Below are 25,522 nucleotides of genomic sequence, written 5' to 3' on the forward strand. Positions count from 1 at the left end.
CCCCGGATGGAACTGCGCCTGCCCGCCGCCGGGCTGACCGAGCCGCCCGTCGTGCCGTCCAGGGTGCGGCTGATCGACCTGGCCTGGAACGCGCTCACCGAGCCGCCCGCCCACCTGGGCGAACTCGGCGCGCTGGAGGAGCTCAGGCTCGACGGCAACCGGCTGCGCGCGCTGCCCGACCTGTCGGGGCTCACCCGCCTGCGCGCGCTGCACCTCGACGGGAACGAGCTGACCGAGGTGCCGTCCTGCCCGCCGTCCCTGGAGACGCTCTTCCTGTACGGCAACGCGATCACGACGCTCCCCGACCGCCTCCCCGGGCGCCTGCGCCACCTGGCGGCCGGCGGCAACCGGCTGACCGGCGTGCCCGGCGCGCTCTGGAAGCTGGACACGCTCGAATCGCTCAACCTGGCCGAGAACGAGCTGACCGACGTCCCCGCGGCGATCGGCGGGCTGACCCGGCTGCGCATGCTCGACCTCGGGCACAACCGGCTCACCACGATCCCGGCCGAGCTGGGCGACCTGCCGCTGACCGACTACCTCTACCTGAGCGACAACCGGTTCACGCGGGTGCCGGAAGCGCTCGGCCGGCTGGACCGGCTCGCCTATCTCAACCTCACCGACAACCTGCTGGAGCTGCTGCCGGACTCGATCGGCTCGATGGCGGCGCTGGTGGAGCTGCGGCTGTACAACAACCGGCTGCGCGAGCTGCCGGAGACGATCGGCAGGCTGGGCCGGCTGCGCGAGCTGCACCTGCGCGGCAACCGGCTGACCGGGCTGCCGTCCGGCGGCCTGGCCGGGCTGGGCGAGCTGCGGCTGCTCGACCTGCGTGACAACCTGCTCGGCGAGGTGCCGGCCGCGATCGGCCTGCTGAGCGGGCTCACCCACCTCGACCTGCGCAACAACCGCCTCAGGACCCTGCCGGACACGCTGGCCGAGCTGCCCGCGCTGGAGAAGCTCGACCTGCGCTGGAACAAGCTCGACGGCGAGCCCGACGCGCTGCGCCGGCTGCGCGAGCGGGGATGTGTCATTTTGCGCTGAACCCGGGTCCCCGGCCCTGCGTATCTCGGCACATGACGACATTTCCACGTCTGGCCGCCGTCGCGCTGCTGGCCGGGCTCGTCACCGCCTGCGCCCCCGGCTACGGGAGCGGCGGTAACGTCGCCGCCGGCGGGAACCCGGGCCGGGCGGCCAAGCCCCTGACCGTCGAGCAGTTGTCCGCCAAGGTCGGCTGCGAGCCGCGCATGCAGGTCGACGCGGCCGAGCTGCGCACCGGCTACTGCAAGACCCCCGACGGCGAGTTCTTCGTGACCACGTTCGCCAGCCAGGCCGGCAAGGACGCCTGGATGGACGCGGCCCCCGAGTACAACCCGCACCTGGTCGGCCCGCTGTGGACGGTCCTGTCCAGCCGCGAGGTGCTCGACCTGCTCAAGGAGCGGCTGGGCGGCGACCTGCACCTGAAGGACCACCGCACCAACCGGATGCGGACCGTCGACTAGGCGGCCGCGGCGCTCACGGTGACGCGCTTGCGGAACACCCAGTACGTCCAGCCCTGGTAGACCAGGATGAACGGCAGGGTGATCAGCCCGATCCAGCTCAGCACCCGCAGCGTGTACGGCCCCGAGGCCGCCTCGGCCAGCGTCAGCCCGGGCAGCGGCGACACCCGCAGCTCCATGAACACCGCCAGCGTGGCCAGCACGATCGCGCCCGCCGTGGTGGCGAAGGCCCAGCCCTCCCTGCGCCGCCAGATCAGCGCCGCACCCGCGGCGAGCGCGGCCACCGAGGTCAGGGCCGGGATCGAGCCGAGGTTCGACAGCGTCACCACGGCCAGCGCCAGCGCGGGCACGGCGGCGGCCAGCGCCACCACGCGGGCGCGCTCACGCACCCGTCCGGCGGTCTTCAGCGCCAGGAAGACCGCGCCGTGCAGGGCGCAGACCGCCAGCGTGAACGCCCCGCCCAGCACGGCCGCCAGGGCGCTGCCGAACAGCAGGTCGGCGAAGACCGCGCCCCACAGGAAGGCCGGCAGCGCGCTGCCGACGACGATGCCCAGGTCGCACCAGAGCGGATTGCGCACCTTGCCGCGCCACTCAAGTCCCACGCCGCGCACGATCAGGCCCACCAGGATCAGCGTGACCTGCAGGTAGAAGGTGCTGAACACGCCCGCGTACCAGGCGGGGAACGCGGCGAACATGGCGCCGACGGCGGTGATGAGCCACACCTCGTTGCCGTCCCACACCGGGCCGATGGTCTGCAGGCTCTGCCGGTGCTCGGCGGAGTTCCTGCTGACGAGCGGGGCCAGCAGCCCGACCCCGAAGTCGAAGCCCTCCAGGACGAAGTAGCCGGTCCACAGGAAGGCGATGATGATGAACCACAGGTCGATCATGGGTGTCAGTCCCTCAGTACATCAGCGACGGTTCGAGCTTCTCGGCCTGCGGCAGCGCGGGCGCCGGGTCGTCCAGGCCCTTGCGCACGTGCCTGGTCAGCAGCACCACCTCGGCCACGGCGAGCGCGCCGTACAGCAGCGTGAAGATCGCCAGGGACGTGGCCACCTCGGCCAGCGACACGCCGGGCGAGACGCTGGCGGCGGTGAGCAGCTCGCCGGCGACCGTCCACGGCTGGCGGCCGATCTCGCTGAGCAGCCAGCCGGCGGTCACCGCGAGCAGCGGCAGCGGGAGCGCCAGGATCAGCACCCGCGAGAACCAGGCGGGGAACTCGCGCCGGCGGCGGGTCAGCCAGAGGCCGAGCACCGACAGCCCGACCGTGGCCAGGCCGAAGACGATCATCACGCGGAACGACCAGAACACCACCGGCTGGTTCGGCCGGTAGTCGCCGGGGCCGAACTGCTGCTCGAAGCGGCGCTGCAGGTCCTCGGTGCCCTGGACGGTGGCGTCGAAGTCGTTGGTCGACAGGAAGCTCAGCACCTTGGGGATCTCGATGCCCGGCGCCAGCGAGAACGCGGCCCCCGCCGTGTCGCGCTCCAGGCCCTCGGCCGAGGCCAGCTTCATCGGCTGCTGCTCGTACATCAGCTTGGCCGACAGGTCGCCGGTGCCGGCCACCACGGCGCCCGCGATCGCGGTCATCACCAGGGCGGCCCTGGCGGCGCTGCGCCACATGCCGGCGCGCGTCTTCAGCAGCCAGTAGCCGCTCACCGCGAGCACGAACCCGCCGGCCACCACGAACGCCGCGCCGATCACGTGCGGGACCTGGGCCAGCGCGGTGGAGTTGGTCAGCACCGCCCAGATGTCGGTCATCCTGGCCTTGCCGTCGACGACCTCGTAGCCGACCGGGTGCTTCATCCAGGCGTTGGCGGCCAGGATGAAGTACGCCGACAGGTTCGAGCCGATGGCCGCGGCCCAGATGGTCGCCAGGTGCACCTTCTTCGGCAGCCGGTCCCAGCCGAAGATCCACAGCCCGAGGAACGTGGACTCCATGAAGAAGGCCAGCAGGGCCTCCATCGCCAGCGGCGCGCCGAACACGTCGCCGACGAACGTTGAGTACTCGCTCCAGTTCATCCCGAACTGGAACTCCTGCACGATGCCGGTGACCACGCCCATGGCGAAGTTGATCAGGAAGAGCTTCCCGAAGAACTTCGTCAGCCTGAGGTAGCTCTCCTTCCCCGTGCGGTGCCAGGCCGTCTGCAGGCCCGCCACGAAGATCCCCAGTCCAATGGTCAACGGCACGAACAGAAAGTGGTACACGGTGGTGATTCCGAACTGCCACCGTGCGAGATCAAGTGCGTCCATCTACCCCGCCCGACATCTGAGCTCTACAAGCTGTAGTACATCTACTTGAAGTAGTACTACAAGCTGTAGAGCAACGCGATGCGACCTTCGTCACATCCCCCCAGTGATTCAGGGTTAAAGCATCCCGTGCAGGTCATGCCGGACGCGTCACCCGCCGGGCTGATTCGGGCCTACCCCGCGCGGCGGACCCTCTGTGGAGCGGCTACGTGTCGCCTATTGGGCGCCGGCCCGGGCCGCCTTCAGGTACGCCTCCAGGTTCCCGAGCTCGAACCCGCGCCGCTTGATCTTGTTCACCAGGATGCGGAAGTCCCTGGCCAGGTTCGGGCGGAAGTGCAGCAGCAGGATGTCGCCGGGACGCAGCTTCTTGTCGGGCACCTGATAGGCGATCTTGCCGCCGGGCTGGACGGTCGCCGTCCAGAGCAGCACCGCCGACAGGCCGCACGCCTTGGCCGCGCGCAGCGTGTCCGTGTTGTAGTTGCCGAACGGCGGCCTGAACAGCGTGGGCCTGCTCCCGAGCCGCTGCTTGACCAGCCTGGACGCGCCGCAGATCTCCGCGCGCTGGGCCTCGTGGCCGAGCAGGCGCAGGTTCGGGTGGGTGAGCGTGTGGTTCTCGACGGGCACCCCGGCCGCCTGCAGCTTCCGGAAATATGACCACTTGCCGGCGCCGACGTAGCGGGCCGGGCCGCCGGACTGGTCGGGCGTGCCCTTGGCCTCCACCGCGTCGCGCATCACGAACGCGGTGATGGGGATGCGCTGGTCGCGTACCTGCTGGACGAACCCGGGGTCCTGCTCCCAGCCGTCGTCGATGGTCAGGAAGACGACCTTGCGCTTGGTCGGGATCGAGCTGATGACCGGCGGCAGCCCGCCAGTCGAGGAGATCGCGCCCACCTCGCCGGGGCGCGGCAGCACGCCCGGAGGCGGCAGCGGCGCGGGGGACGCCGAGGACGACGGCGCCGCCGACCTCGCGGGGGACGACGGGCGCGAACCGGCCGTCCCGTCGGCCGCGCAGGCCGTGATCAGCACTGCCGCACACCCCGCCACCAGCCGCGACGCCACCACGCCCGCCCGCCGGCGGCCGATCCCCCTCGTGCACATGGCGCCCTATCTTGCCAGTTCTCCATGGGACGACGGGTGTCCCGGCTGGCAGGTGTTGCCCTATGTCCGCGGACCCGCGCTGCCTACAGTGGCGATGTGAACATCGTGGGCAGCGCCGTGATCGGCGTCGACAGGCAACGGTTGTGGGCGGCGCTGCGCGACCCGGCGGTGCTGGTGCGCACCCTGCCCGGGTGCGAGCGGCTGGAGGAGACCGGGCCCGACACGTACAGGATGACGATCAGCGCGGGCGTCGCCTCCATCAAGGGCGTCTACCAGGGCGAGGTGGCGCTGAGCGAGCCGTCCGAGCCCGAGCGCTTCGTGCTCGAGGCCCGCGGGCAGGGCGCGCCGGGGACGGTCGCGGCCACCGTCCAGGTGCGGCTGGCCGAGAGCGACGGCGGCACCCGCGTCGACTACGACGCCGACGCGGTGATCGGCGGGATGATCGGCGGGGTCGGGCAGCGGCTGCTCGCCTCGGTGGCCAAGCGCACCGCCGCCGAGTTCTTCACCGCCGTCGAGCAGCACCTGCGCGCCCCGGCCGCCCTGGCCGTCGTTCCCGACACCGCGGAGCCGGCCGTGCACGAGCGTCCGGCCGTCGTACACGAGCGTCCGGCGGCCGAGCGGCACACCGAGACGCGGCCCTGGGTGATGCTCGCCTCCTTCGGCATGGGCGCGGGCATCGCCCTGACCGGGGTGGCCGTCGGGTGGCTGCTGGGCCGCGCCGGGCGACGCCGTTCCTGATCAGATGCGCGGCATGGCGGTACGGGCTCTCGCGGAAAAGGATCTCCAGGCGTAGCGTGGCGGTATGCGGCAGGCACATGCTGAAGACGCAAGGACCGAGGCCAAGCGAGTCGTACGAAACCTGTTGGGGGAGGAGCGCCCGACCGCCGAGTCCTTGATCGGCGACGTGCGCCCGGTGCTCGGCGACGAGCGCACCGACCGGAGCCTCGGGCTGGCGCTGGGCGCCTCGCTCACCCGGCGGTCGGCCGAGCTGGCCGCCATCGCCGCCCTGCTCGTCGGCACCCGCGAGCTGGGCCTGGAATGGTGGACGCGGCCCAGGGGCGGCAAACTGCCCGCGCCCGACGAGGTGCTGCGCACGGCCGTCGCGATCGAGCCGTGGACCGACCTGACCGCGCTGGAGATGCTCGCCGCCTGGATCTCCGACGACGCCGCAGACCAGCTCTGGGGCCAGCCCGTCGCCCAGGTCGACCTCAACTCCTGGCAGGCCGAAGACCGCTTCGACCTGCCGCCAGGGGTCAAGCCCGGCCAGCGGCTGGTGGTGCACTTCGACGCCGGCGGCCGGCTCGACGCGGTCGTCACCCGCCGGCCCGACGAGGACCTCGGCTCGAACCTGGACTTCCACTCGCTGCGCTACTCGCGTCCCGCCGAGGCGCAGTGGAGCTGGGGCGTCGCCGCCGGGCTCGGGCCGCACCGGCTGCCCGGCGAGGTGCCCGACCCGTACGTGCGCCGCGTCGACCCGGCCGCGGTCGGCATCCTGCGCGACTGGGCCACCAGGCACGGCGCCACCCGCGACCAGCTCGGCGAGCGGTGGGAGACGGTGGGCGACGTGGTGGCCGCGATCGAACGCGTCGACTGGATGTGGCGCAGCGGCGAGTGGTTCGGCTGGTGGCGCGGCGCCTCCGCGCTGGTCGACGACTCGGCCTACCTGCCCTACCGGCTGGAGGAACTGGCCGCGGGCTGAGCAGGAATGACCGGGTGACCGGCGTGGTTGACGTCAGATGTGAAAGTCGAGATCTTTTCCGACGTCGTCTGCCCCTGGTGCTACATCGGCCACGTCCGGTTCGCCAGGGCCGCCGACCGGTTCCGCGCCAAGGGCGGCACCCTTGAGGTGACGATGCGCCCGTACCAGCTCAACCCCGACGCCCCGGCCGAGGGCGAGCCGCTGCTGCCCGCCCTGGAGCGCAAGTTCGGCCCGAACGCCACGCAGATGGTCGAGCGGGTCGCCTCGGTGGGCAGCGAGGAGGGCCTGGTCATCGACCACGCCAGGGCCGTCAGCGCCAACACGTTCGAGGCGCACCGGCTCATCGAGATCGCCGCGGGCCAGGGCCTGGGCGAGGAGATGGCCGAGCGGCTGTTCCGCGCGTACTTCAGCGAGGGGCTGAACGTCGCCGACGCCGACGTGCTGGGCAAGCTGGCCGCGGAGACCGGCGTCACCGACACCGGCGAGGGCGCCGAGCAGGTGCGCGAACACCTGGCCAGGGCCGGCCGGCTCGGCATCACCGGCGTGCCGCTGTTCCTGTTCGAAGGCCAGTACGCGGTCTCGGGCGCGCAGCCGGAAGAGGTCTTCACGGCCGCCATCGACGAGGTCGCGGAGAAGACCGGGCAGACCCCGATCACCCAGCTCGCCGCGCCCGCCGACGGCTGCGACGACGACGGCGTCTGCGCGGTCTGAGCTCAGCAGGTCCCTTCGCCGAGCTGCCCCGTGCGGTGGTGGCGGCGGCAGAGCACCTGGTAGCGCACGGGCGAGGCATCGGTGTCACCGATCACCACCTGCTCGCCGGTGCGCACCATCCTGCCGCCCACCACCCGGGCGTTCAGCAGGCCGGGGCGTCCGCACCAGCACAGCACCTCGACCTGCAGCCGGCACACCTCGTCGGCCAGCTCGAACAGCCGCTGCGCGGCCGGGAACATGACGGACCTGAAGTCCGAGGCGAGACCGAACGCGTAGACGTCGACGCCGTGCTCGTCCACCAGCACGGCCAGTTGCTCGATCTGCTCGACCGTGTAGAAACAGGCTTCGTCGCAGATCAGGTAGTCGATTCTGTCGTGCCCGGTGACCAGTGTCACCAGATCGAGAGAATCCTCGACCTCGATCGCCTCCAGTCCGAGCCCTATCCTGCTGGTGATCTTCGGACCGCCGGACCGGTCGTGCTTGGTCAGCACCAGACCACGCCTGCCCTGGCGTCCGTGGTTGTAGTTCATCTGGAGCGCCAACGTGGACTTCCCGCAGTCCATCGGGCCGAAGTAGAACTTCAGTACGGCATCGCGGGCGCCGGCCGGCACGGCAGACAAGGCAGACAGTTCGGTCACGGGGGGCCAGCTTAGCGGCTTGGCTTGTTCCACAAGCTCGTGGGACATTTCTCCCCTGAGTATCAGGAGGATCTGTGGTCACGGACAAACCCCCAGCGCTCGACGCGATGATGACGCCGGACGACGTCACCGCCGCCCAGGCCGACGCCGCGCGATGGCGCTACGGTTTCCTGGTCGTGGTGACAGGCATCATCGCGGTCCTGGTCGCCTTCGGCGCCGCCGTGTTCGCCACCCGGGAATTCGCCGCGCTGTTCGCCGGCGTGGCCGGGGTGGTCGGCACGATCATCGGCGCCTACTTCGGGGTGCAGGCCGGCCAGTCGGGGAAGGCCAAGGTCGAGGCCGAGCTGGCCAAGTCCCAGGAGATGGTGGTGCGGCTGGCCGCCTACGTGGGGACACAGAACGCGCCCCGCGTCATCGACGAAGTGCTCGGCCGACGCAGAAGCTGAGGAGCCATGCGCAGCGTCCGAATCGGAGTCGACACCGGCGGCACGTTCACCGACGTGGTGGCCGTGGACGAGCAGACCGGTGAGATCGTCACCACCAAGACCCCCTCGACCCCGGCGAACCCCGCCGACGGGTTCATCACCGGCATCGGCAAACTGGGCGAGCTGGACGTCGGCTCCATCGTGCACGGCACCACCGTGGCCACGAACCAGCTGCTCGAAGACCGGATGGCGAACCTCGGGCTCGTCACCACCGAGGGCTTCGAGTTCATCCTGGAGATCGCCAGGCAGAGCGTGCCCGACGGGTACGGCAACTCCTACTTCTGGGTCAAGCCGCCACGCATCGTCCCCGTGCACCTGGTCAGGACCGTCGGGGGGCGGCTGGACCACCTGGGCGCCGAGGTGCGCCCGTTCAACGAGGAGCAGGCCGCCGAGGTGGCGCGCTGGTTCAGGTCGAAAGGCGTCACCGCGATCGGCGTCTGCTTCCTGCACTCCTACGCCAACCCCGAGCACGAGCGCCGCATGCGCGAGGTGATCTGGCGCGAGCACCCGGAGGCGACCGTCTCGATCTCCAGCGACGTGCTGCGCGAGTACCGCGAGTACGAGCGCTCGGTCACCACGCTGGTCGACGCCGCGGTCAAGCCCACCATGCGCCGCTACATCGCCAGCCTGTCCACCAGGCTGGGCATGCCGTTCTCGGTGATGAAGTCCAACGGCGGCGTGCTGTCGGCGCGCGAGGTGGTCAACCAGCCGATCACCACGGTCCTGTCGGGACCTGCGGCCGGCGCGCTCGGCGCGGCGCTCATCGCCGCCACCGCGGGCCACCCGTCGGTGATCACCCTCGACGGCGGCGGCACCTCCACCGACGTGGCCGTGGTGATCGACGGCGAGCCGTCCGTCACCACCGAGGGCGCCATCGGCCGCTACCCGGTGAAGATCCCGATGATCGACATCGTCACGGTGGGCGCGGGCGGCGGCTCGATCGCCTGGATCTCGCCCGAGGGCACGCTCAAGGTCGGCCCGCGCTCGGCCGGCGCCGACCCGGGGCCGCTCTGCTACGGCCGCGGCGGCACCGAGGTGACCGTCACCGACGCGCACGTCTTCCTCGGCCGCATCCCGCCGCACCTGCTCGGCGGCGAGATCCCGCTCAACGCCGAGGCCGCGCGCGCCGGCATCCAGGCCCTGGCCGACAAGCTCGGCCTCACCCCGGAACGCACCGCGACCGGCATCCTGGAGATCAGCGCGTTCAACCAGAGCAACGCGATCAGGCAGCTCACCGTCAAGCGCGGGCTCGACGTGCGCGACTTCCCGCTGGTGACGTTCGGCGGCTCGGGGCCGCTGCTGGCCTGCCGGCTGATCGACATCCTCGGCCTGCCCGCCGTGGTCATCCCGCCCGACCCGGGCAACGTGTCCGCGTTCGGGCTGCTCACCGTGGACGTCAAGAACGACTACGTGCGCACGTACGTCACCCGCGACCTGGCCCTGGAGCGGGCCGGCGAGATCTACCGCGAGCTCGAACATCAGGCGGCCGAGGCGCTCGACCGCGAGGGCTTCGACGATCCGGTCTACGCCCGCAGCGCCGACCTGCGCTACTACGGCCAGGCCTACGAGGTGCGCGTGCCCGCCCCCGCGGGGGAGATCGACGACGACTGGAAGCGGCAGGTGATCGACGCCTTCCACCAGGCGCACGAGAAGCTGTACGGCTACGCCTACCGCGACGACCCCCGGCACGGCGTCGAATGGGTCAACCTGCGCGTCTCCGGCATCGGGCCCATCACCCGCCCGACCATCCGGCGCAGGCAGTCCGGGGCGGCCAAGCCCACCCCCGCCACCAGGCCGGTGCACTTCGACCACGTCGCGCAGACCCCGATCTTCCAGCGGGCCGACCTCGGACCCGGCATGAAGGTGGCCGGGCCCGCGGTGATCGAGGAGTACGGCTCGACCATCCCGATCCACCCGGGCTTCATCGCCCGCGTGGACGAGTACGGCAACGTGGAGGTTCGCCGTGACTGACCCGATTCTCGTGGAGATCGTCGAGGGCACGCTGGCCTCGGTCGAGCAGGAGGTCGAGACGGCGATCGCGCGCACCGCCCGCTCGCCGATGATCCGCGACGCGCACGACTTCCGGGCCGGCATCCACGACGCGCGGCTGCGCAAGCTCACCGGACGCTCCTACAGCGCGCTCGTGCAGCCCATCGTCCGCGACTTCCCGATCGAGACGATGAAGCCCGGCGACGTCTACTTCCACAACGACGTCTACCTGTCGGAAGGCGGCATCGGGCACCTGCCCGACCTGTGCGTCACCGTCCCGGTCTTCCACGAGGGGGAGGTGGTGGCGTTCGTGCAGGCGTTCGGCCACCACGACGACATCGGCGGCGCCGTGCCCGGCTCCATGCCCTCCCACGCGCGGTCGGTCTACGAAGAGGGCCTGATGGTCCCGCCGATCAAGCTCTGGGACGAGGGCGTGCCCAACGAGACCGCGCTGCGCATCATGACCCGCAACTCGCGCATGCCCGACTCGCTGGCCGGCGACCTGGACGCCGAGTGCTCGGCCTGCCTGATGGGCGCCAGGCGGCTGGGCGAGCTGTTCGACCGCTACGGCAAGGACGCCGTCGTCGAGTGCTTCGACGCGATCATCGCCAAGACGACGGAGACGTTCCGCCGCGAACTGCTCGCCAAGATCCCGGAGGGCAGCTACGTCTGGGAGGACTACGCCGAGCACGACGGCGTGGACGAGCCCAGGCTGCACACCCAGCGCATCACCCTGACCGTCGACCACGCGGCCGAATCGCCGCTCACGATCGACTTCACCGGGACGTCCCCGCAGGCCAAGGGCCCGATCAACCACGCGGGCGACTACGCCGACGGCGTCTTCCTGAAGAAGTGGCTGGCCCCGGTGCTGCGCAACCTGGCCGACACGCCGGAGCGCATGGCCGAGCTGGACGTCAACGAGGGCGTCGTCCCGCTGATCAAGATGATCTTCCCGGAGAAGGGCACGCTGCTCACCCCGGTCTTCCCCGCGCCCACCAACGCCCGCACGTTCGTCATCCTGCGCCTGCTCGGGGTGCTGGCCGGCGTCCTGGCCAAGGCCACCGGCGGCCGCATGCCCGCCGACCAGGAGACGATCCGCTACACCGGCGTGTACGGCACCGACGCCGACGGGCTGCCGTACCTGATGCGCGAGGTGCTGGGCGGCGGCTCGGGCGGCCGCTGGTACGCCGACGGCGAGGACACCATCCACATCGTGCCCGACTCGCGCAACATCCCCGTCGAGTTCGCCGAGGCCCGCTGGCCGTTCCGGGTCGAACGCCTGGCCCTGGCCTGCGACTCCGGCGGACCCGGCATGTTCAGGGGCGGGCTCGGCTACGACAAGCACATCAGGATGCTGCGCGACGCCTCGTACATGTCGATCGCCGACCGCTCCATCCTGTCCTGCTGGGGCGTCAACGGCGGCCTGGCCGGCCGCCCGTTCCGCGTGGAGATCGGCGGCAAGGAGATGGACGGCCTGGTGGACGACCACCCGGTACAGGCCGGCGACCTGATCCGCATCCGCACCACGGGCGGGGGCGGCTGGGGCTCCCCGTACGACCGTGACCCCCGCGCGGTCGCCGCCGACGTCCGCGACGGCAAGGTCTCGATCGCGGGCGCCCTGGGCGACTACGGCGTGGTGCTGGACGGGGACCGCATCGACGAACGCGGCACCGCCGAACTCCGCGCCCGCCTCCGCCCCCCGGCCGACCGCTTCTTCGACCGCGGCCCTGGCTACCCGAAACTCTCGGGCGGCAGAACCTTCGCCGAGGTGGACGAACTGTAAGGATCCCATCACTTAACGTAAGTGACGGGGCTAGCATGATCCCCCGTGAACCCCCCGTTCTCGGCCTACGTCGATGAATCCATGCGCATCCAGCAGGGCCTTTACCTGATGGCCGCGGTTCTGGTCGCACCCGCTCGGGCGGAGGCGCACCGGGCCGCGCTCAGGTCGCTGCTGCTGCGCCGGCAACCCCGCCTGCACTGGCGCGACGAGAACGACAAACGCCGGGCGCAGTTGGTGGAGGCGCTGGCGGCCTTGGGGCTGAGAGGTCTCGTCATCGTGGGCGCCGGGCTCGCCCGCCGGACGCAGGAGCGCGCCCGGCGCAAGTGCATGGAGCGCCTGCTCTGGGAACTGGGCCACCGCCATGTCACCGACGTGATCTTCGAACGGCGGGAACCGACGCTCGACGCCCGCGACCGCGACATGATCGAGGCGCTCAAGGGCCGCCACGCCATGGCCCCACGCCTGCTCGCGGTGTGGCGCTCGCCTTTCGACGAGCCGCTGCTCTGGCTCCCCGACGTCGTGGCCGGCGCCCGAGCGGCCGCCGAAGCGGGAGACACCAGGTTCTGGGCCGAACTGGGCGAGGGGATGACACTGGAGTACGTGGACGCACGCTGAGGCCGATGGGCGCGCTGGTTCCGGACAGCGCGAAGCCCGGGCTCCTGTCAATTCCGGCAGTACACCCGGGCCCACTTCCGGCCCCCCCAGCAGGAGGGCGGCGTGCTCTCACTGTACCCGGCCGAGCACGAATAGTCACCTGAAATCCTCAAGCCCGAAGCCCCTGGTGGCCTATGTCAACGAAGTGTGAGAATTTCATCACTTAGCGTAATGATCGAGGCTAGCATGATCCCCCGTGAACCCCCCGTTCTCGGCCTACGTTGATGAATCCATGCGCATCCAGCAGGGCCTTTACCTGATGGCCGCGGTTCTGGTCGCACCCGCCCGCGCGGAGGCGCACCGGGCCGCGCTCAGGTCGCTGCTGCTGCGCCGGCAACCCAGACTGCATTGGCGCGACGAGAACGACAAACGCCGGGCGCAGCTCGTCGAGGCGCTGGCGGGCCTGAGGCTGCGGGGGATCGTTCTAGTGGGTACGGGCCTTGATCGTAAGAGGCAGGAGCGCGCTCGGCGGAAGGTCATGGAGTGCCTGCTCTGGGAGCTGGGGAATCGCCACGTGCGCGAGGTGGTCTTCGAGCAGCGCGACCGCAGGCTGGACGCGCAGGATCACGACATGATCGTCACGCTCAAGGGTCGGCATGCGATCACGTCGCGACTGCAGGTGGCGTGGCGTTCGCCCTGCGCTGAGTGCGGACAGCGCGAAGCCCGGGTTCCTGTCAATTCCGGCAGTACACCCGGGCTCACTTCCATCCCCCCCCGCAGGAGGGCGGCGTGGTCCTACTGTACCCGTTCAGCCACGGATAGTCACCCCGCTTCTGGTTGGTCGAAGCTGGCGAAGTAGGTGGCCGACATGTCCTCGTCCCCGTGGCCGGCGGCCTCGGCGCGGCGGAAGCGGTCGCCGGCGGCGGCGACCAGGTCGAGCCGGACGCCTGCCGCCGCCCCCGCCTCCGTGATCAGCCGGGTGTCCTTCTCCGCGTTGTGCACGGTGAAGCTGGGCGTGAAGTCGCCGCCCAGGATGGACGCGGACTTGGCCTGGAAGTAGACGCTGTCCATCGGGCCGCCGGTGACGACCTGACGGACCAGGTCGGGGTCGACGCCCAGGCCCTTGGCCAGTGCCAGGGATTCGGCGACGACGGCGGTCATGGAGATGCCGTAGCTGACCGTGGCCATCTTGAGCTTGGTGCCCGCGCCGGAGGCGGCGTCGTCGTCCAGCCAGAGGGTGCGCCGGCCGACGGCGGCGAAGACCGGGTCGAGCGCCTGCCTGGCGGCCTGCGGTCCGGCCGCGAGGACGATGAGCGCGCCCTGCTCGGCGGGCTGCCTGGTGCCCTGGACGGGCGCGTCGGCGAGGACGAGCCCGTGGCGGCCGGCGAGTTCGGCCAGGCGGCTCACGGCGGCCACGCCGACGGTGCTCATCTGGGCCCAGACCTGGCCGGTGCGCAGCCCCGGCGCGGCGGAGGTGATCGCGTCGTGGACCGCGTCGCCGTCGCTCAGCATCGTGATGATCACATCGGCGCCCTCGACCGCCTCGGCGGGGGAGCCGGCGACGACGGCGCCGTCGGACTCCAGCGGCAGGGCCTTGGCCTGGGTACGGTTCCACACCCGTACCGTCATGCCGGACTTGAGCAGGTTGCGGGCCATGGGTGCGCCCATGAGCCCCGTGCCGAGCACCGCTACGACGGACATGCCTTCCCCCTTTTTGAACCGATCGTTACAACAGAAGACCTTACTCCTTCCCTGGGCGATCATCGTGACCCGGCCGCGTGACAGGATGGCGGTCATGGGACCGTTGCGGATCATCGCGGTGCGGCACGGCGAGAGCGAGGCGAACCTCGCCTACCAGCGGGCGGGCGACACCCCGCTGGTCTACGAGCGCGGCGACGACGAGGTGACGCTGACCGGGCGGGGCGTGCGGCAGGCGGCGGCGCTCGGACGGCTGCTGGCCGGCCTGCCCGCCGACGAGGCGCCGGAGGTGGTGTGGTGCTCGCCGTACCTGCGGGCGCTGGACACCTGGAAGATCGCGCAGGAGGCGTGGGGCATCGCCGCACCGCTGCCGGTCGCCGTCGACGAGCGGCTGTGCGACCGGAGGTGGGGCGAGCTCGCGCCGTACAACGAGGCGGCCATCGCGCAGCAGTTCCCCGAGGAGCTGGCACGCTGGCGGGACGAGGGCGACTACGTCTACCGGCCGCCGGGCGGCGAGTCGTTCGGCGACGTGGCGGTGCGGCTGCGGGACTTCCTCGGCGACCTGCGCGAGGAGGCCGACGGCCGGCGGGTGCTGATCGTCGCGCACGACGCGGTGGTGCTGATACTCCGGCACGTCATCGACGAGACGCCCGACGCCGACCTGGCCGCGGTGGCGCGGTACGCGCCGATCATGAACGCCTCGGTCTCGATCTGGCACGCGCCCGAGGGTGCGCTGAGCCTGCTCAGCTTCAACGACACCGCCCACTTGACGCCGCCCGGCTGACCCCGCCCACCAGCCTGATCCCACCCGGTGGGGGTCACGTTTGGATGATCAGGTCGGCTCGGGTGCGGGTGTCGTCGTCGGCGAACCAGGTCTTCTCCGCCTCGAACCACGCGTGCCAGCGCGGCTCCAGTTCGGCCCCGTCACGCTCCAGCACCCGCCGCATCCTGACCGGCTCGGACGCCTCCACCCACACCGTGAACGCCAGCAGCCGGGCCGCCGACCGGCGGGCGGTGCCCACGCCCTCGACGACGAGCGCCGGCGCCGGCGGCACCTCGACGTGCTCGGCGTAAACGCCCCGCACCCAGTCGTACCTGCGGAAACCGCCGGGCTCGCCGCGTTCGAGCGGTGCCAGGACCTGGTCGTGCAGCGCGTGGAACCAGGTGGCGGGACCCTCCTCCCACGGCACGGGGAAGTCGTCGCTGTGGATCACCTGGCACCCCAGTGCCCGGCCCAGCCGTCCGGCGAAGGTGGTCTTGCCGGAACCCGCGGGCCCGTCGACGGCGACCAGCCGGACGGGACCGCACGACGGCGGCAGGTTTCCGATGCGCTGGGCCAGCGAATTCACGGGACCCAGGGTAGGTGGAACAGGGCGGGAGCCTGAGAGAATATTCTTTCGCCCCGGACGCACGCTGGAGGTTGATCTTGCTCGGACCCCTCGGTGACATCGTGGTGCTCGACTTGTCCAGGGCCCTGGCCGGGCCGCACGCGGCGCAGATGCTCGGCGACCTGGGCGCCCGGGTGATCAAAGTGGAGCATCCGGACGGGGGCGACGAATCGCGGGGCTGGGGTCCGCCCTTCGTCGGGCCGGATCACGACATCTCCACGTATTTTCTCGCGGCCAACCGCAACAAGCAGTCCATCGCCGTCGACCTGAAGTCCGAGGACGGCAGGCGGCTGGTCGAACGGCTCGTCCGGCAGAGCGACGTGCTCATCGAGAACTTCCGCACCGGCGTCCTCGACCGCCTGGGCTTCCCGATGGCGCGGCTGCACGAGCTCAACCCGCGCCTGGTCGTGCTGTCGATCACCGGGTTCGGGCACGACGGCCCCGAGGGTGGCCGGCCGGGATACGACCAGATCGCCCAGGGCGAGGCCGGGCTGATGTCGCTGACCGGCCCGTCGCCGGAGGAGCCGTACCGGGTGGGGGCGTCCATCGCCGACCTGCTGGCCGGCATGCACGGCGCCTACGGCGTCGTCAGCGCCCTGTACGAGCGCGAGCGCACCGGCCGCGGCCGGGTGGTGCGCACGTCCCTGCTGGCCGCCGTCACCAGCGTGCACGCCTACCACGGCACGGCCTGGACGGTCGGCGGCGAGGTGCCCGGCGCCAACGGCAACCACCACGTCTCCATCGCCCCGTACGGCGCCTTCCGCTGCGCCGACGGCCTGCTGCAGATCGCCGTCGCGAACGAGGGCCAGTGGAAGAAAGTGGCCGCGCTACTCGACATCGACCCTCATGAGGCGAAATATGCGACGAACAGGGAAAGATTCGCGCATCGGGAAGAGCTGATCGCCGACATGGAGAAGGCGCTGGCCGTCCACGACCGCGCCCACTGGCTGGCCAGGCTGGGCGAGGCAGGCGTGCCGGCGGGCGCGATCAGGTCCATCGACGAGGTCTACGCGTGGGAGCAGACCCGCTCGCAGGGGCTGCTCATCCAGGTCGACCACCCGGTGCTCGGCCCGATCGAGCTCCCCGGCCCGCCGCTGCGCTTCGAAGCGACGGGACTCGGGGAGACGGAGGCCGACGAGACGGCGGGCGCGCGGCACACCGCGCCGCCCGCGCTCGGCCAGGACGACGACGCCGTCCTGGCCTGGCTGGAGGAGCGTGAGCGGTGAAAGAAGGCCGGTGAGAAGGAGCCGGTGAAGGAAGGCCAGTGAAAGGAGCCGGCGCAAGAAGGCCGGTGGAGATCCGGCATACCAGGCACCGGGCGGCGCCGTCGTGCGTCACCATGACATCGTTGATTGACATGAGGGAGCGAGAGTGAGCCGTCCGGACGCGCGCACACTGATCGACACGGTCCTCGACGGGGGATCGTGGAAATCGTGGGACGCGCCGCCCGCCGACCCGGCCGAGCCCGGCTCACCCTACGCGGAAGAGCTGGCCGCGGCCCGCGTCAAGTCCGGTTACGACGAAGCAGTCGTCACCGGCGAAGGGCTGCTCGACGGCCGCAGAGTGGCCATCGTGGCCTGCGAGTTCTCGTTCATGGCCGGTTCCATCGGGGTCGCGGCGGCCGAGCGGTTCGTGGCCGCGGTCGAGCGGGCCACCAGGGAGCGCCTGCCGCTGCTCGCCGCGCCCGCCTCGGGCGGCACCAGGATGCAGGAGGGCGCGCTGGCGTTCGTCCAGATGGTGAAGGTCACCGCCGCGCTGCAGGTGCACCGCGCCGCCGGGCTGCCGTACGTGGTGTACCTGCGCCACCCGACGACCGGCGGCGTGTTCGCGTCCTGGGGGTCGCTCGGGCACGTGACGGCCGCCGAGCCGGGGGCGCTGATCGGGTTTCTCGGGCCGCGCGTGTTCGAGTCGCTGCACGGCTACGCGTTTCCCGAGGGCGTCCAGGTGGCGGAGAACCTGCACGTCCACGGGCTGGTCGACGCGGTGGTGTCGGCCGGCGAGGCGCGCGCGGTGGCGATCAAGGCGCTGGCCGTGCTGTGCGCCGACACGGCGGGGGTCGAGGCGGGCGTACCGCCCGAGGAGGACCTGCGGCCGGTGGAGGCTTGGGAGGCGATCACCCGCTCCCGCCGCGACGACCGGCCGGGCGTGCGCACCCTGCTCAAGCTGGCCGCCGCCGACGTGACACCGCTCAGCGGCACCGGCGAGGGCGAGAACGAGCCCGGGCTGCTGCTGGCGCTGGCCAGGTTCGGCAGCGCCCCCGCCGTCGTGCTCGGCCAGGACCGGCGCAGGCAGCGCGCCAACTCGCCGCTCGGCCCGGCCGGGCTGCGCGTGGCCAGGCGCGGCATGCGGCTGGCCGCCGAGCTGGGGCTGCCGCTGGTCACCGTCGTCGACACGGCCGGGGCCGACCTGTCCAAGACGGCCGAGGAGGGCGGGCTGGCCGCGGAGATCGCCCGCTGCCTGGCCGAGCTGGTCATGCTCGACGCGCCCACCGTCTGCCTGCTGCTCGGCGAGGGCGCGGGCGGCGCCGCGCTGGCGCTGCTGCCCGCCGACCGGGTGCTGTGCGCCCAGCACGCCTGGCTGTCGCCGCTGCCGCCGGAAGGCGCCTCGGCGATCCTGTACCGCTCGGTCGACTTCGCCCCCGAGATCGCCCAGGCCCAGCGCATCCGCGCCACCGACCTGCGCCGCGACGGCATCGTGGACCGGGTCGTGCCCGAACTGCCCGACGCCGCCTACGAGCCGCGGCAGTTCTGCGAGCGGGTGGGCCGGGCGCTGGAGTACGAGATCGCCGGGCTGCTGCGGCAGGGCCCGGCCGACCGCTTCGCCGCCCGCCAGGCCCGCTACCGCAACCTCGGCTAGCTGTAGCCCTCCGGCTCGTACGTCCACTTCACCGCGCCGTCGGGGCCGTAGCCGGTGAACGTCATGCCGGGCACGAACGTGTCCCCATCGGACCTCGATCCGGAGAACAACGCCACGCCCTGCCCCCACGGGTCGGGAACGGTGACGGCCGTGCCGGTGCCGCCGCCCGGCAGGGTGATCTCGATCCTGGCCGTGCCGGCCAGCGTGAAGCCGTACCAGAGGTCGCCGTCCGAGCTCCACCTGATCGGCCGCTCGTCGGCGATCGTGTCGGCCAGCCGCCCGCCGGGGATCGTCTCGAACGAGTTGGGCAGCGACCTGCCGTCCTTCCAGAACGTGGCGCAGTTGCCCTCCTGCAGCACCGCGGTGACGCCGCTGTCCAGGGCGTGCGCCTGGCCGTCCGCCCGGCCGTCCGCCTGCTTGGCCGGCCGGCAGCGAGGCTCGGTGAAGTGGACGTCCTCGAGCCGCCTGCCCTTCTGCTCGATGGCGTACGCGGCGATCTCGGCGGTCAGCGGGTGCCGCACGTACCAGACGCGGGCCGGGCCGCCGGGGACGGTCAGAAACCGTGCGGGAATGCGCCGGCCGTCGGGCAGCACCGCGTCCACGCCCCGCCAGCCGGGCCCGGCCATTCCGTAGACGAGCTTGACGCCCGGTTCGGGCAGGTAGGTGATCGTCCAGCCCAGGCTGAAGGAGTCGGGGCCGCCGACGTTCATGCCGCAGCTGCTGTGCCGCTCGCCGATCGGGGTCACGCCGCCGGAGGAGCAGAGCACGTTCTCGCCGGCCTCCTCGGTGAACCAGAGGCGGACCGGGCCGTGGGTGAAGTCCGCGGTGCCGGGAACGGCGACGATCTCGCTCACGCGTCGTTCAGGGCCGGGGTCCTCGGGCGGGCTCCAGTCGTCGTGCCACAGTTCCCGGCCCGCCGCGTCGTAGGCGGTGGTGCGGTGGCTTTCGTCCCAGCCGTCCGGCTTCTGCCCGGCGAACAGCACCAGGCCCAGGTTCCACGGGTCGGGGACGGCCCGCGCGCTGGTGCTCTGACCGGTGCCGCCGGTGAAGGTGAGCCTGGCGACGTCCGCGCGGGCCACGCCGAAGACCGTGCTCTGGTGGTGGCGTACCTGGACGGGAGCCTCCTTCAGCAGGTACTGCGGCTGCAGCGAGGACTGGCCGACCGGCGCGCCGCGGCGGGTCCACCGCAGGGCCCGGCCGTCCACCACCTGGCGGGGCTGGACGACCAGCCCCTCAGGCAGCTCCAGCGGGTCGCCCGCGGGCCGGTCCGCGGTCCGCTCGGCGGCGCGCGCCGCGGGCAGGATCATTCTGGACAGCTCGTCCAGGACCTTGCCGTCGGAGCCGGACAGCCGCACCGAGGACACCTTCTCGCCGCTCGGGTAGCTGACCGCCCAGATCACGTACGGCGCCCCGGCCGGGCGCAGCAGCGTGCCGGGGACGCCGCGGCCGTTCGCGCCGACGCCGGTGACGGCGGTGACCTCGGGCAGCGCCACCCCATAGTCCATGGTCACGGCGGCGCCCCCGGTCTGGGTGGTGCCCTCGTACCAGCCGGGGACGGACCGGGAGAGCAGCCGCAGCCCGCCGCAGTCGCCGAACGCCGGGCCTTCGGACCGCTCGACGACGTAGCACAGCTCCGGGTAGCCCAGCCTCGCCTTGGCGAACCACAGGTGCAGCGGCCGGCCCTCGGCCGGGTTGTCCAGCGTCACCCGCTCGCCCATGGCCGTCCTGTCCCGCATCAGCCGCTGGTGGATCGCGTTGACGTCGTTCGCGGTGATCTCGCCCCGGCCCCCGCCGAGCAGGGCGGGCACGAACGACGCCAGCAACGCGACCGGCAACGCGGCCAGCGCCCAGCGCAGCCGGCGGTGGCGCGGCGCGCGCCGCTCCAGCCGCGCCCAGGCGTCGGGCGCGGCGTCGAAGGTCTGGGCGCGGGCGTCCAGCGCGGCGCGCAGCCGCGCCTCCAGGCCCTCGCCGCGCTCCTGATCCGGCTCGTTCACGCGTCCTCCTGAAGGGCCTTGCCCAGGGCGGCCAGCGCCCGGCTTGCGTGGGTCTTCACCGAGCCCGGCGACACGCCCATGGCCCCGGCGATCTCGCGTTCCGACAGGTCCAGCCAGTAACGCAGGACGATGGCCTCGCGCTGGCGGCGCGGCAGCCGGTCGAGCGCGGCCAGCAGTGCCCGGTGCTCCTCGGCGACGAGCACGCTGTGCTCGCTGCTGCGCACCGGCTCAGGAGGTTCGGGACGCCGCAGCCTGATCAGCCGCAGATGCCGCAGCCGGTTACGGGTCAGGTTGCACACGGTCGCACGCAGATACGCCACCGCGGCCCCGTCGTCGCGCAACCGCCTGGAGTGCAGCCGGGCGAACGCCTCCTGCGCGATGTCCTCGGGATCGTCGGCGCCGAGCAGCCCCGCCAGCCGCACCAGCGACCGGTACTGGGCGGCGAACAGCTCGGCGAACCACGGCTGCGCCATGGTGGGTGAATCGATCACGCTACCAAGACACGCGAATCGGGCCCCGGTTGACTACGGGACGGGAATCCGTTCGACGCGGATGGAGAAGACCTCCTCGCGCGGCACGACCACCTCGTACGCGCCGTGGTCGACCATCCAGTAACCCAGCGCCTCGGCCTTCTGGCCGCTGTGCCCGGTGTAGGCGATGTGCAGGCCGTCCTCGTCCTCGTCGAGGACGATGCACGCCTCGCCGCCGAACGCGCCGACCGTGCGGATCAGCACCAGCCACTCCAGGTCGGCCCGCGTCACCGTACGACGCCAGTAGCCGGCGGCCGACTCGAATCCGTCGAGCTCCTCCTCGCTGAACAGCACCACCTGGTCGCTGTCGGGCCCGAGCGCGGCGGGCAGCGTGCGGCCTTCGTAACGCGCGACGAAGCCGGAGGCCACCGGCGTGATCTCCGCGCTCATGCGCAGGGCCGCCAGGTCAGCCCGTCGTACTCGGCGAAGCGGCGCTCGCCCGCGCCGGCGAGGTGCACGATCTCCGCGCCCGCCGGGATCGGCATCGGCAGCGTGTGGAACTGGGGGACCACGTGGTCGCGCGAGGTGGTGAACCCGTTGCCGGCGAACGGCGGCGCGTCGCTCCAGTCGCCGCCCATGTGCGGCCCGTACGGCACCGCGTAGGTGTCGACGTCGCGGGCGTACCAGCGCATGACGTAGAGCTCGGGCACCTCGGCACTCAGCTCGGAGCCGTCGAACGACAGGTCGAGCCCGTGGAAGAGCGCCGCCGGCGTGGTCAGCCTGGCGCAGTCCTGCACCCGGTAGACGTAGCCGGAGATGACCGTGCGCTTGCCCGACAAGTACGGCACGAGCAGACGCGGCGGGACAACCTTCTGCATCTGCGTTCCGCTCACACTTCTACTTTACGATCGGTTGACCCGCAGCACCCGATGTTCAAGGCAGGGCAAGGTCGTCCGGGCCGAGATCGTGACCTCGGGATCGGCCTCGACGACCTGCACGGCCGGGCCGGTGCCGAGATCGGCGCGCACCACGCCCAGCGGGTCGACCAGCATGCTGCGGCCGACGCCGTAGCCGTCGCTCGCCTCGGCCGGGTTGGGGGCCTGGCCGACGGCGGCCGTCCACATGGTGTTCTCCAGCGCCCGCGCGCGCACCAGCGTGACCCAGTGGTCTTCCTTGAGCGGGCCGGAACCCCAGGCGGCGATCACCGCGAACAGCTCGGCGCCCTGGTCGACCAGGGCCCTGGCCAGCTCGGGGAAGCGGACGTCGTAACAGGTGATCAGCCCCACCCTGACCCCGGCCAGCTCCACCACCGTCGGCTCGCCGCCGGGCGCGACCAGCTCGGACTCCTTCGCGCCGAACGAGTCGAACAGGTGGATCTTCCGGTACGCCGCCTTGATCGCGCCGGACGCGTCGATGGCCACGGCCGTGTTGTGCACCCGGTCGCCGCCGGGCTCGAACACGCCCGCGATGACCGACAGGCCGTGTTCGCGTGCGGACTCGGCGAGACCCGTCACGAACGGGCCGTCCAGCGGCTCGGCGAGGTCGGAGATGCGCCGGCCGTAACGGGTGAGCGTGGCCTCGGGGAAGATCGCGAGCTCGGCCCCTTCGGCCTTGGCCAGCGCCTCTCTGGCCCTCTTGAGGTTCGTGGACGGGTCAGGGGACACCGGGATCTGGCAGAGGGCGATTCTGGTCACGGCCAGACTCTAGCCGGTTGGGCACCCGCCGAAACCAGGTCAGGCAGCGCCAAATCCATTCCAGCGGGCCATACCTGAACCGCGCCAGCCACCACCTGCTGAACAGCACCTGCGCGATCACCGTCACCGCCGCCACCCCGATCACGGACCACCGCGTCGGGTCGGTCTTGATGAGCGGACTGGCCAGGACGACGACCGCGGTGCCGGTGAGATAGTTCGTCAGCGCCAGGCGGCCCAGCGGTTCGAGCACGGCGGACAGCCAGGGCCGCAGCACCAGCGGCAGGCCCGTGGTGTAGGCGGCGGCGCCGGTCAGGGCGGCCAGCGAGTAGAGGGTCCAGTTGTGCTCGGCGAACCAGGGCGTGGCGCAGTCGCCGGGCGGGCAGTCCTTCGACACGAACCAGGCCAGGGTGAGCAGCGTGGACGCCAGCGCGCTGACCGCGAACACCGGCAGCAGCAGGGTCCTGGGCGGGCTCAGGTCCATCAGGGCCATGCCGATCAGGAACAGGCCGGGGATGAGCACCGGCCCGCCGCCCGCGATCACCCCCCACGCGGTCACGCCCGCCCCGAGCAGCAGCACCGGCAGCCCGCGGGCCAGGAACGAGACGGGCAGCAGCACCAGCGCGCCGTAGAAGGCGTAGTCGGTGAGCACCTCGCCCGGGTAGAAGACGTGCTGGGCCAGGCCCAGGCAGAACAGCCAGAACAACCGGCTGAGCAGCACCCAGCGGCCGGCCCGGCGCAGGAACAGCACGAAGCCGATGCCGAACAGCAGCGAGAAGATCGGGTAGAACCGGCTCTGGAACAGGGCCTCGACCACCCAGTCGACGCCCGTGGACGGCTGCTTGCCCCGGGTGTGCTGCCAGGTGTTGACCAGCATGATGCCGCCCACCGCGAAACCGCGTAGGGCGTCGAGTTCACGGATGCGCGTCACAGGAACCAGGTGAACCACCATACGCAGAATCCGGCGCTGACGAGGGTTGCCACGATCTGTGGCCATCTGCGGCGTTGCAGGAGGGACGCGGCCGTCAGCGCGGCCGAGACGGGCGCAAGCCAGCCGTACAGGGTGACGGTGGACGGGACCCCCACGGCCAGGGCGACCGCGTTCGACGCGGCCAGCGCGTGGACCGACTGGGCGATCAGCCCGGCGCAGGCGAGCCCGGCCAGGCCCGCGGTGGCCGGCAGCGACCTGCCCTTGAGCGCGCCGGTGACGAACTGGAGCAGCGAGATCAGCGCGAACAGCGCGAAGGGCGCGGCCTGCCAGGGGGCGCGGGAGATCAGGTAGGGGGCGGCGGTGACGTGCAGGTCGGGGGCTCTGGCGGGCCTGACGTCCTGACACGGGCCGCCGGTCGCGGTCCCGTCGGCGACGGCGGTGGTCCCGGCAGTGGTCCAGGCCGTGGTGCCCGGGGTGTCGAGGAAGTGGGCGATCTGGGCGCGGGCGCAGGCGTCGGACAGGAAGACGGCGTGCGCGGCGGCGGGGAACTCCGCGAAGCGGGCGTTGGGCAGGGCGGCCGCGGCCGGGCGGCTGGTGCGCGGCGGGGTGGTCGGGTCGTGCTGCCCGCCGAGCACCAGCGCCGGCGCCTTCGTGGTGGACCGGGTGAGCGGAGATTTGGGCAGCTTCCAGGCGTCACACACCGCTTTATCAGCATTTATGGTGAAAAGTCGTGATCTAGACGCGAATCGGTTGTACGGCACCTCGTCCTGGCACTGCACCGCGTGATACAGCCCGAACTCGTGGCTCAGCAGCCCGTCCGCCACCCCGTCGACCAGCGGCGCGAGCGGCGCGTCGCGCCCCGCCGCCAGCGCGCCCACCAGCGCGGGCGCCACCGCCGCGACGTCGCTCTCGTGCAGCGCCTCGGCCAGGATCGCCGCGACGTCGTCGCCGGTCACCTCCGCGGTGAAACGGGTGCCGAGCAGCGGGTCGGTCGTGGGCAGCCGGGCGGGCGCGCGGTTCAGCCGGCGCACCGCCCGCTCGAACGCCGCGCCGGTGCCCGCGCCCAGCCCGGCCAGCGTGCCCGCCAGGTTCGCCTCGGCGTCGTCGTACCAGGCGACGCCCGCGGGCAGGAACGAGTCGAGCACCACCGAGCGCACGCCGGCCGGGTCGGCGGCGGCCACGTCCAGCATCACCCGGGTGGAGTAGCTGACCCCGAACAGGTTCCACGAGGCGTAGCCGAGCGCCTGGCGCAGCGCCACCACGTCGGCGGCGATCTCGCCGGTGGTATAGCCGCGCAGGTCCACCCCCTGCTCGCCGAGCCGCGCGCGGCAGCGCACGGCGGCCGTGGCCACGTCGGGACGGGGCCGCTTCACCTGGCCGAGCAGCGCCTCGGCGGTCTCCGGGCAGCTCAGCACGGGCGCGGAGTAACGGCTGCCGCGCTGCTCCACGGTCACCACGTCGCGGTCCGGGAACATGGCCGCGAGGAAGCCGGTGAGCTGCATCGACGCCGATCCCGGCCCGCCGCTCATGTACACCACGGGATCCGGCTTGCGGCCGGGGGCCGTGGAGACGCGGACGGTGTAACCGACCTTGATCGTCCGGGCCGGGGCGTCCCGGCGTTCCGGCACGACGAGGAAGCCGCACCGGGTCCGCGCCGGTACGGCGACCGGGCACAGGCGCGACTCCAGCGGCGCGGGAGAACTCATGACGGGGGGTGCGGTCAGGGCGAGCGCCAACGCGATCCGAATGATCACAGCACG

At 71.9% G+C, this 25,522-nt stretch carries 26 protein-coding genes; 13 read left to right on the forward strand and 13 right to left on the reverse strand.

From position 1 onward, the window contains the following. Positions 1 to 6 precede the first annotated feature (6 nt). Both HII36_RS01710 and HII36_RS01715 read left to right on the forward strand, forming a co-directional pair. Positions 7 to 1,038 carry a leucine-rich repeat domain-containing protein gene (locus HII36_RS01710; protein WP_173521221.1) on the forward strand — a complete coding sequence of 344 codons (1,032 nt, stop codon included), beginning with the start codon at positions 7 to 9 and terminating at the stop codon, positions 1,036 to 1,038. Between the two features lie 32 nt (positions 1,039 to 1,070). Beyond that, on the forward strand, positions 1,071 to 1,496 hold the full coding sequence (locus tag HII36_RS01715) for a hypothetical protein (protein WP_173521222.1): 426 nt from the start codon (positions 1,071 to 1,073) through the stop codon (positions 1,494 to 1,496). Here the strand turns inward: HII36_RS01715 and cydB are convergent. The 3 genes from cydB to HII36_RS01730 form a co-directional block, all read right to left on the reverse strand. Beyond that, positions 1,493 to 2,380 carry a cytochrome d ubiquinol oxidase subunit II gene (cydB, locus tag HII36_RS01720; protein ID WP_173521223.1) on the reverse strand — a complete coding sequence of 296 codons (888 nt, stop codon included), beginning with the start codon at positions 2,378 to 2,380 and terminating at the stop codon, positions 1,493 to 1,495. The two genes, HII36_RS01715 and cydB, sit on opposite strands and share 4 nt — an antisense overlap. A 13-nt stretch (positions 2,381 to 2,393) precedes the next feature. Then, complete coding sequence (locus tag HII36_RS01725) at positions 2,394 to 3,740, reverse strand: cytochrome ubiquinol oxidase subunit I (RefSeq protein WP_173521224.1); 1,347 nt, start codon at positions 3,738 to 3,740, stop codon at positions 2,394 to 2,396. 213 nt (positions 3,741 to 3,953) lie between these two features. Then, positions 3,954 to 4,835 (reverse strand): polysaccharide deacetylase family protein, encoded by an 882-nt coding sequence (locus HII36_RS01730; protein WP_173521225.1) that lies wholly within the window; start codon positions 4,833 to 4,835, stop codon positions 3,954 to 3,956. A gap of 96 nt (positions 4,836 to 4,931) precedes the next feature. Here HII36_RS01730 and HII36_RS01735 point away from each other — a divergent pair, with 96 nt between their 5' ends. From HII36_RS01735 to HII36_RS01745, 3 genes are all read left to right on the forward strand, one after another. After that, positions 4,932 to 5,573, forward strand: coding sequence for an SRPBCC family protein (locus HII36_RS01735; protein ID WP_328807552.1), 642 nt, complete (start codon positions 4,932 to 4,934; stop codon positions 5,571 to 5,573). Between the two features lie 124 nt (positions 5,574 to 5,697). Next, on the forward strand, positions 5,698 to 6,534 hold the full coding sequence (locus HII36_RS01740; protein ID WP_236003072.1) for a hypothetical protein: 837 nt from the start codon (positions 5,698 to 5,700) through the stop codon (positions 6,532 to 6,534). Positions 6,535 to 6,573: 39 nt separating this feature from the next. Beyond that, positions 6,574 to 7,245: a DsbA family oxidoreductase gene (locus HII36_RS01745; protein ID WP_173521228.1), complete on the forward strand. Its 672-nt coding sequence runs from the start codon at positions 6,574 to 6,576 to the stop codon at positions 7,243 to 7,245. 2 nt (positions 7,246 to 7,247) lie between these two features. On the opposite strand, the gene HII36_RS01750 is transcribed toward HII36_RS01745, so the two are convergent. After that, a complete protein-coding gene (locus tag HII36_RS01750; protein ID WP_173521229.1) occupies positions 7,248 to 7,883 on the reverse strand; it encodes a thymidine kinase in 636 nt (211 codons plus the stop codon). A gap of 74 nt (positions 7,884 to 7,957) precedes the next feature. On the opposite strand from HII36_RS01750, the gene HII36_RS01755 reads away from it, so the two are divergent. The 5 genes from HII36_RS01755 to HII36_RS01775 all read left to right on the forward strand — a co-directional run bounded on the left by HII36_RS01755 (position 7,958) and on the right by HII36_RS01775 (position 13,593). Continuing rightward, positions 7,958 to 8,329: a hypothetical protein gene (locus tag HII36_RS01755; protein ID WP_173521230.1), complete on the forward strand. Its 372-nt coding sequence runs from the start codon at positions 7,958 to 7,960 to the stop codon at positions 8,327 to 8,329. A 6-nt stretch (positions 8,330 to 8,335) separates the two neighbouring features. Then, a complete protein-coding gene (locus tag HII36_RS01760; RefSeq protein ID WP_173521231.1) occupies positions 8,336 to 10,339 on the forward strand; it encodes a hydantoinase/oxoprolinase family protein in 2,004 nt (667 codons plus the stop codon). Next, positions 10,332 to 12,140: a hydantoinase B/oxoprolinase family protein gene (locus HII36_RS01765; protein WP_173521232.1), complete on the forward strand. Its 1,809-nt coding sequence runs from the start codon at positions 10,332 to 10,334 to the stop codon at positions 12,138 to 12,140. The genes HII36_RS01760 and HII36_RS01765 overlap by 8 nt, the downstream gene beginning before the upstream one ends. A 45-nt stretch (positions 12,141 to 12,185) precedes the next feature. Continuing rightward, on the forward strand, positions 12,186 to 12,755 hold the full coding sequence (locus HII36_RS01770) for a hypothetical protein (RefSeq protein ID WP_173521233.1): 570 nt from the start codon (positions 12,186 to 12,188) through the stop codon (positions 12,753 to 12,755). 235 nt (positions 12,756 to 12,990) lie between these two features. Further along, positions 12,991 to 13,593 carry a hypothetical protein gene (locus tag HII36_RS01775; RefSeq protein WP_173521234.1) on the forward strand — a complete coding sequence of 201 codons (603 nt, stop codon included), beginning with the start codon at positions 12,991 to 12,993 and terminating at the stop codon, positions 13,591 to 13,593. Here the strand turns inward: HII36_RS01775 and HII36_RS01780 are convergent. Next, on the reverse strand, positions 13,557 to 14,435 hold the full coding sequence (locus tag HII36_RS01780) for an NAD(P)-dependent oxidoreductase (protein ID WP_173521235.1): 879 nt from the start codon (positions 14,433 to 14,435) through the stop codon (positions 13,557 to 13,559). The genes HII36_RS01775 and HII36_RS01780 overlap by 37 nt on opposite strands. A gap of 94 nt (positions 14,436 to 14,529) precedes the next feature. On the opposite strand from HII36_RS01780, the gene HII36_RS01785 reads away from it, so the two are divergent. Continuing rightward, positions 14,530 to 15,216 (forward strand): histidine phosphatase family protein, encoded by a 687-nt coding sequence (locus HII36_RS01785; protein ID WP_217369042.1) that lies wholly within the window; start codon positions 14,530 to 14,532, stop codon positions 15,214 to 15,216. Positions 15,217 to 15,250: 34 nt separating this feature from the next. On the opposite strand, the gene HII36_RS01790 is transcribed toward HII36_RS01785, so the two are convergent. Further along, entirely contained in the window at positions 15,251 to 15,781 is a 531-nt protein-coding gene (locus HII36_RS01790; RefSeq protein ID WP_173521236.1) for a uridine kinase family protein, read from the reverse strand. Positions 15,782 to 15,858: 77 nt separating this feature from the next. Here HII36_RS01790 and HII36_RS01795 point away from each other — a divergent pair, with 77 nt between their 5' ends. Beyond that, complete coding sequence (locus tag HII36_RS01795) at positions 15,859 to 17,046, forward strand: CaiB/BaiF CoA transferase family protein (protein ID WP_173521237.1); 1,188 nt, start codon at positions 15,859 to 15,861, stop codon at positions 17,044 to 17,046. A gap of 145 nt (positions 17,047 to 17,191) precedes the next feature. Next, positions 17,192 to 18,676, forward strand: coding sequence for a carboxyl transferase domain-containing protein (locus tag HII36_RS01800; RefSeq protein WP_173521238.1), 1,485 nt, complete (start codon positions 17,192 to 17,194; stop codon positions 18,674 to 18,676). Here the strand turns inward: HII36_RS01800 and HII36_RS01805 are convergent. The 7 genes from HII36_RS01805 to HII36_RS01835 are packed head-to-tail and all read right to left on the reverse strand — an operon-like array spanning position 18,673 to position 25,516. Further along, positions 18,673 to 20,670, reverse strand: coding sequence for a hypothetical protein (locus tag HII36_RS01805; protein ID WP_173521239.1), 1,998 nt, complete (start codon positions 20,668 to 20,670; stop codon positions 18,673 to 18,675). The two genes, HII36_RS01800 and HII36_RS01805, sit on opposite strands and share 4 nt — an antisense overlap. After that, complete coding sequence (locus tag HII36_RS01810) at positions 20,667 to 21,161, reverse strand: SigE family RNA polymerase sigma factor (protein WP_328807553.1); 495 nt, start codon at positions 21,159 to 21,161, stop codon at positions 20,667 to 20,669. The genes HII36_RS01805 and HII36_RS01810 overlap by 4 nt, the downstream gene beginning before the upstream one ends. Before the next feature lie 33 nt (positions 21,162 to 21,194). Then, on the reverse strand, positions 21,195 to 21,590 hold the full coding sequence (locus HII36_RS01815; protein ID WP_173521240.1) for a hypothetical protein: 396 nt from the start codon (positions 21,588 to 21,590) through the stop codon (positions 21,195 to 21,197). Continuing rightward, a complete protein-coding gene (locus HII36_RS01820) occupies positions 21,587 to 22,033 on the reverse strand; it encodes a hypothetical protein (RefSeq protein WP_328807554.1) in 447 nt (148 codons plus the stop codon). Before HII36_RS01820 ends, HII36_RS01815 begins: the two co-directional genes overlap by 4 nt. 9 nt (positions 22,034 to 22,042) lie before the next feature. Further along, on the reverse strand, positions 22,043 to 22,834 hold the full coding sequence (locus HII36_RS01825) for a carbon-nitrogen hydrolase family protein (protein WP_173521241.1): 792 nt from the start codon (positions 22,832 to 22,834) through the stop codon (positions 22,043 to 22,045). After that, the gene (locus tag HII36_RS58505; RefSeq protein WP_217369043.1) at positions 22,794 to 23,762 is read right to left on the reverse strand and encodes a DUF418 domain-containing protein; all 969 of its coding nucleotides are present in this window, start codon (positions 23,760 to 23,762) and stop codon (positions 22,794 to 22,796) included. Before HII36_RS58505 ends, HII36_RS01825 begins: the two co-directional genes overlap by 41 nt. Then, positions 23,759 to 25,516, reverse strand: a complete 1,758-nt coding sequence (locus HII36_RS01835) for an alpha/beta fold hydrolase (RefSeq protein ID WP_173521243.1) — start codon at positions 25,514 to 25,516, stop codon at positions 23,759 to 23,761. Before HII36_RS01835 ends, HII36_RS58505 begins: the two co-directional genes overlap by 4 nt. Between the last annotated feature and the right edge of the window lie 6 nt (positions 25,517 to 25,522).

Origin of the sequence: Nonomuraea antri (genome assembly GCF_013283785.1) — a bacterium.
In the GTDB taxonomy this organism is placed as follows: domain Bacteria; phylum Actinomycetota; class Actinomycetes; order Streptosporangiales; family Streptosporangiaceae; genus Nonomuraea; species Nonomuraea antri.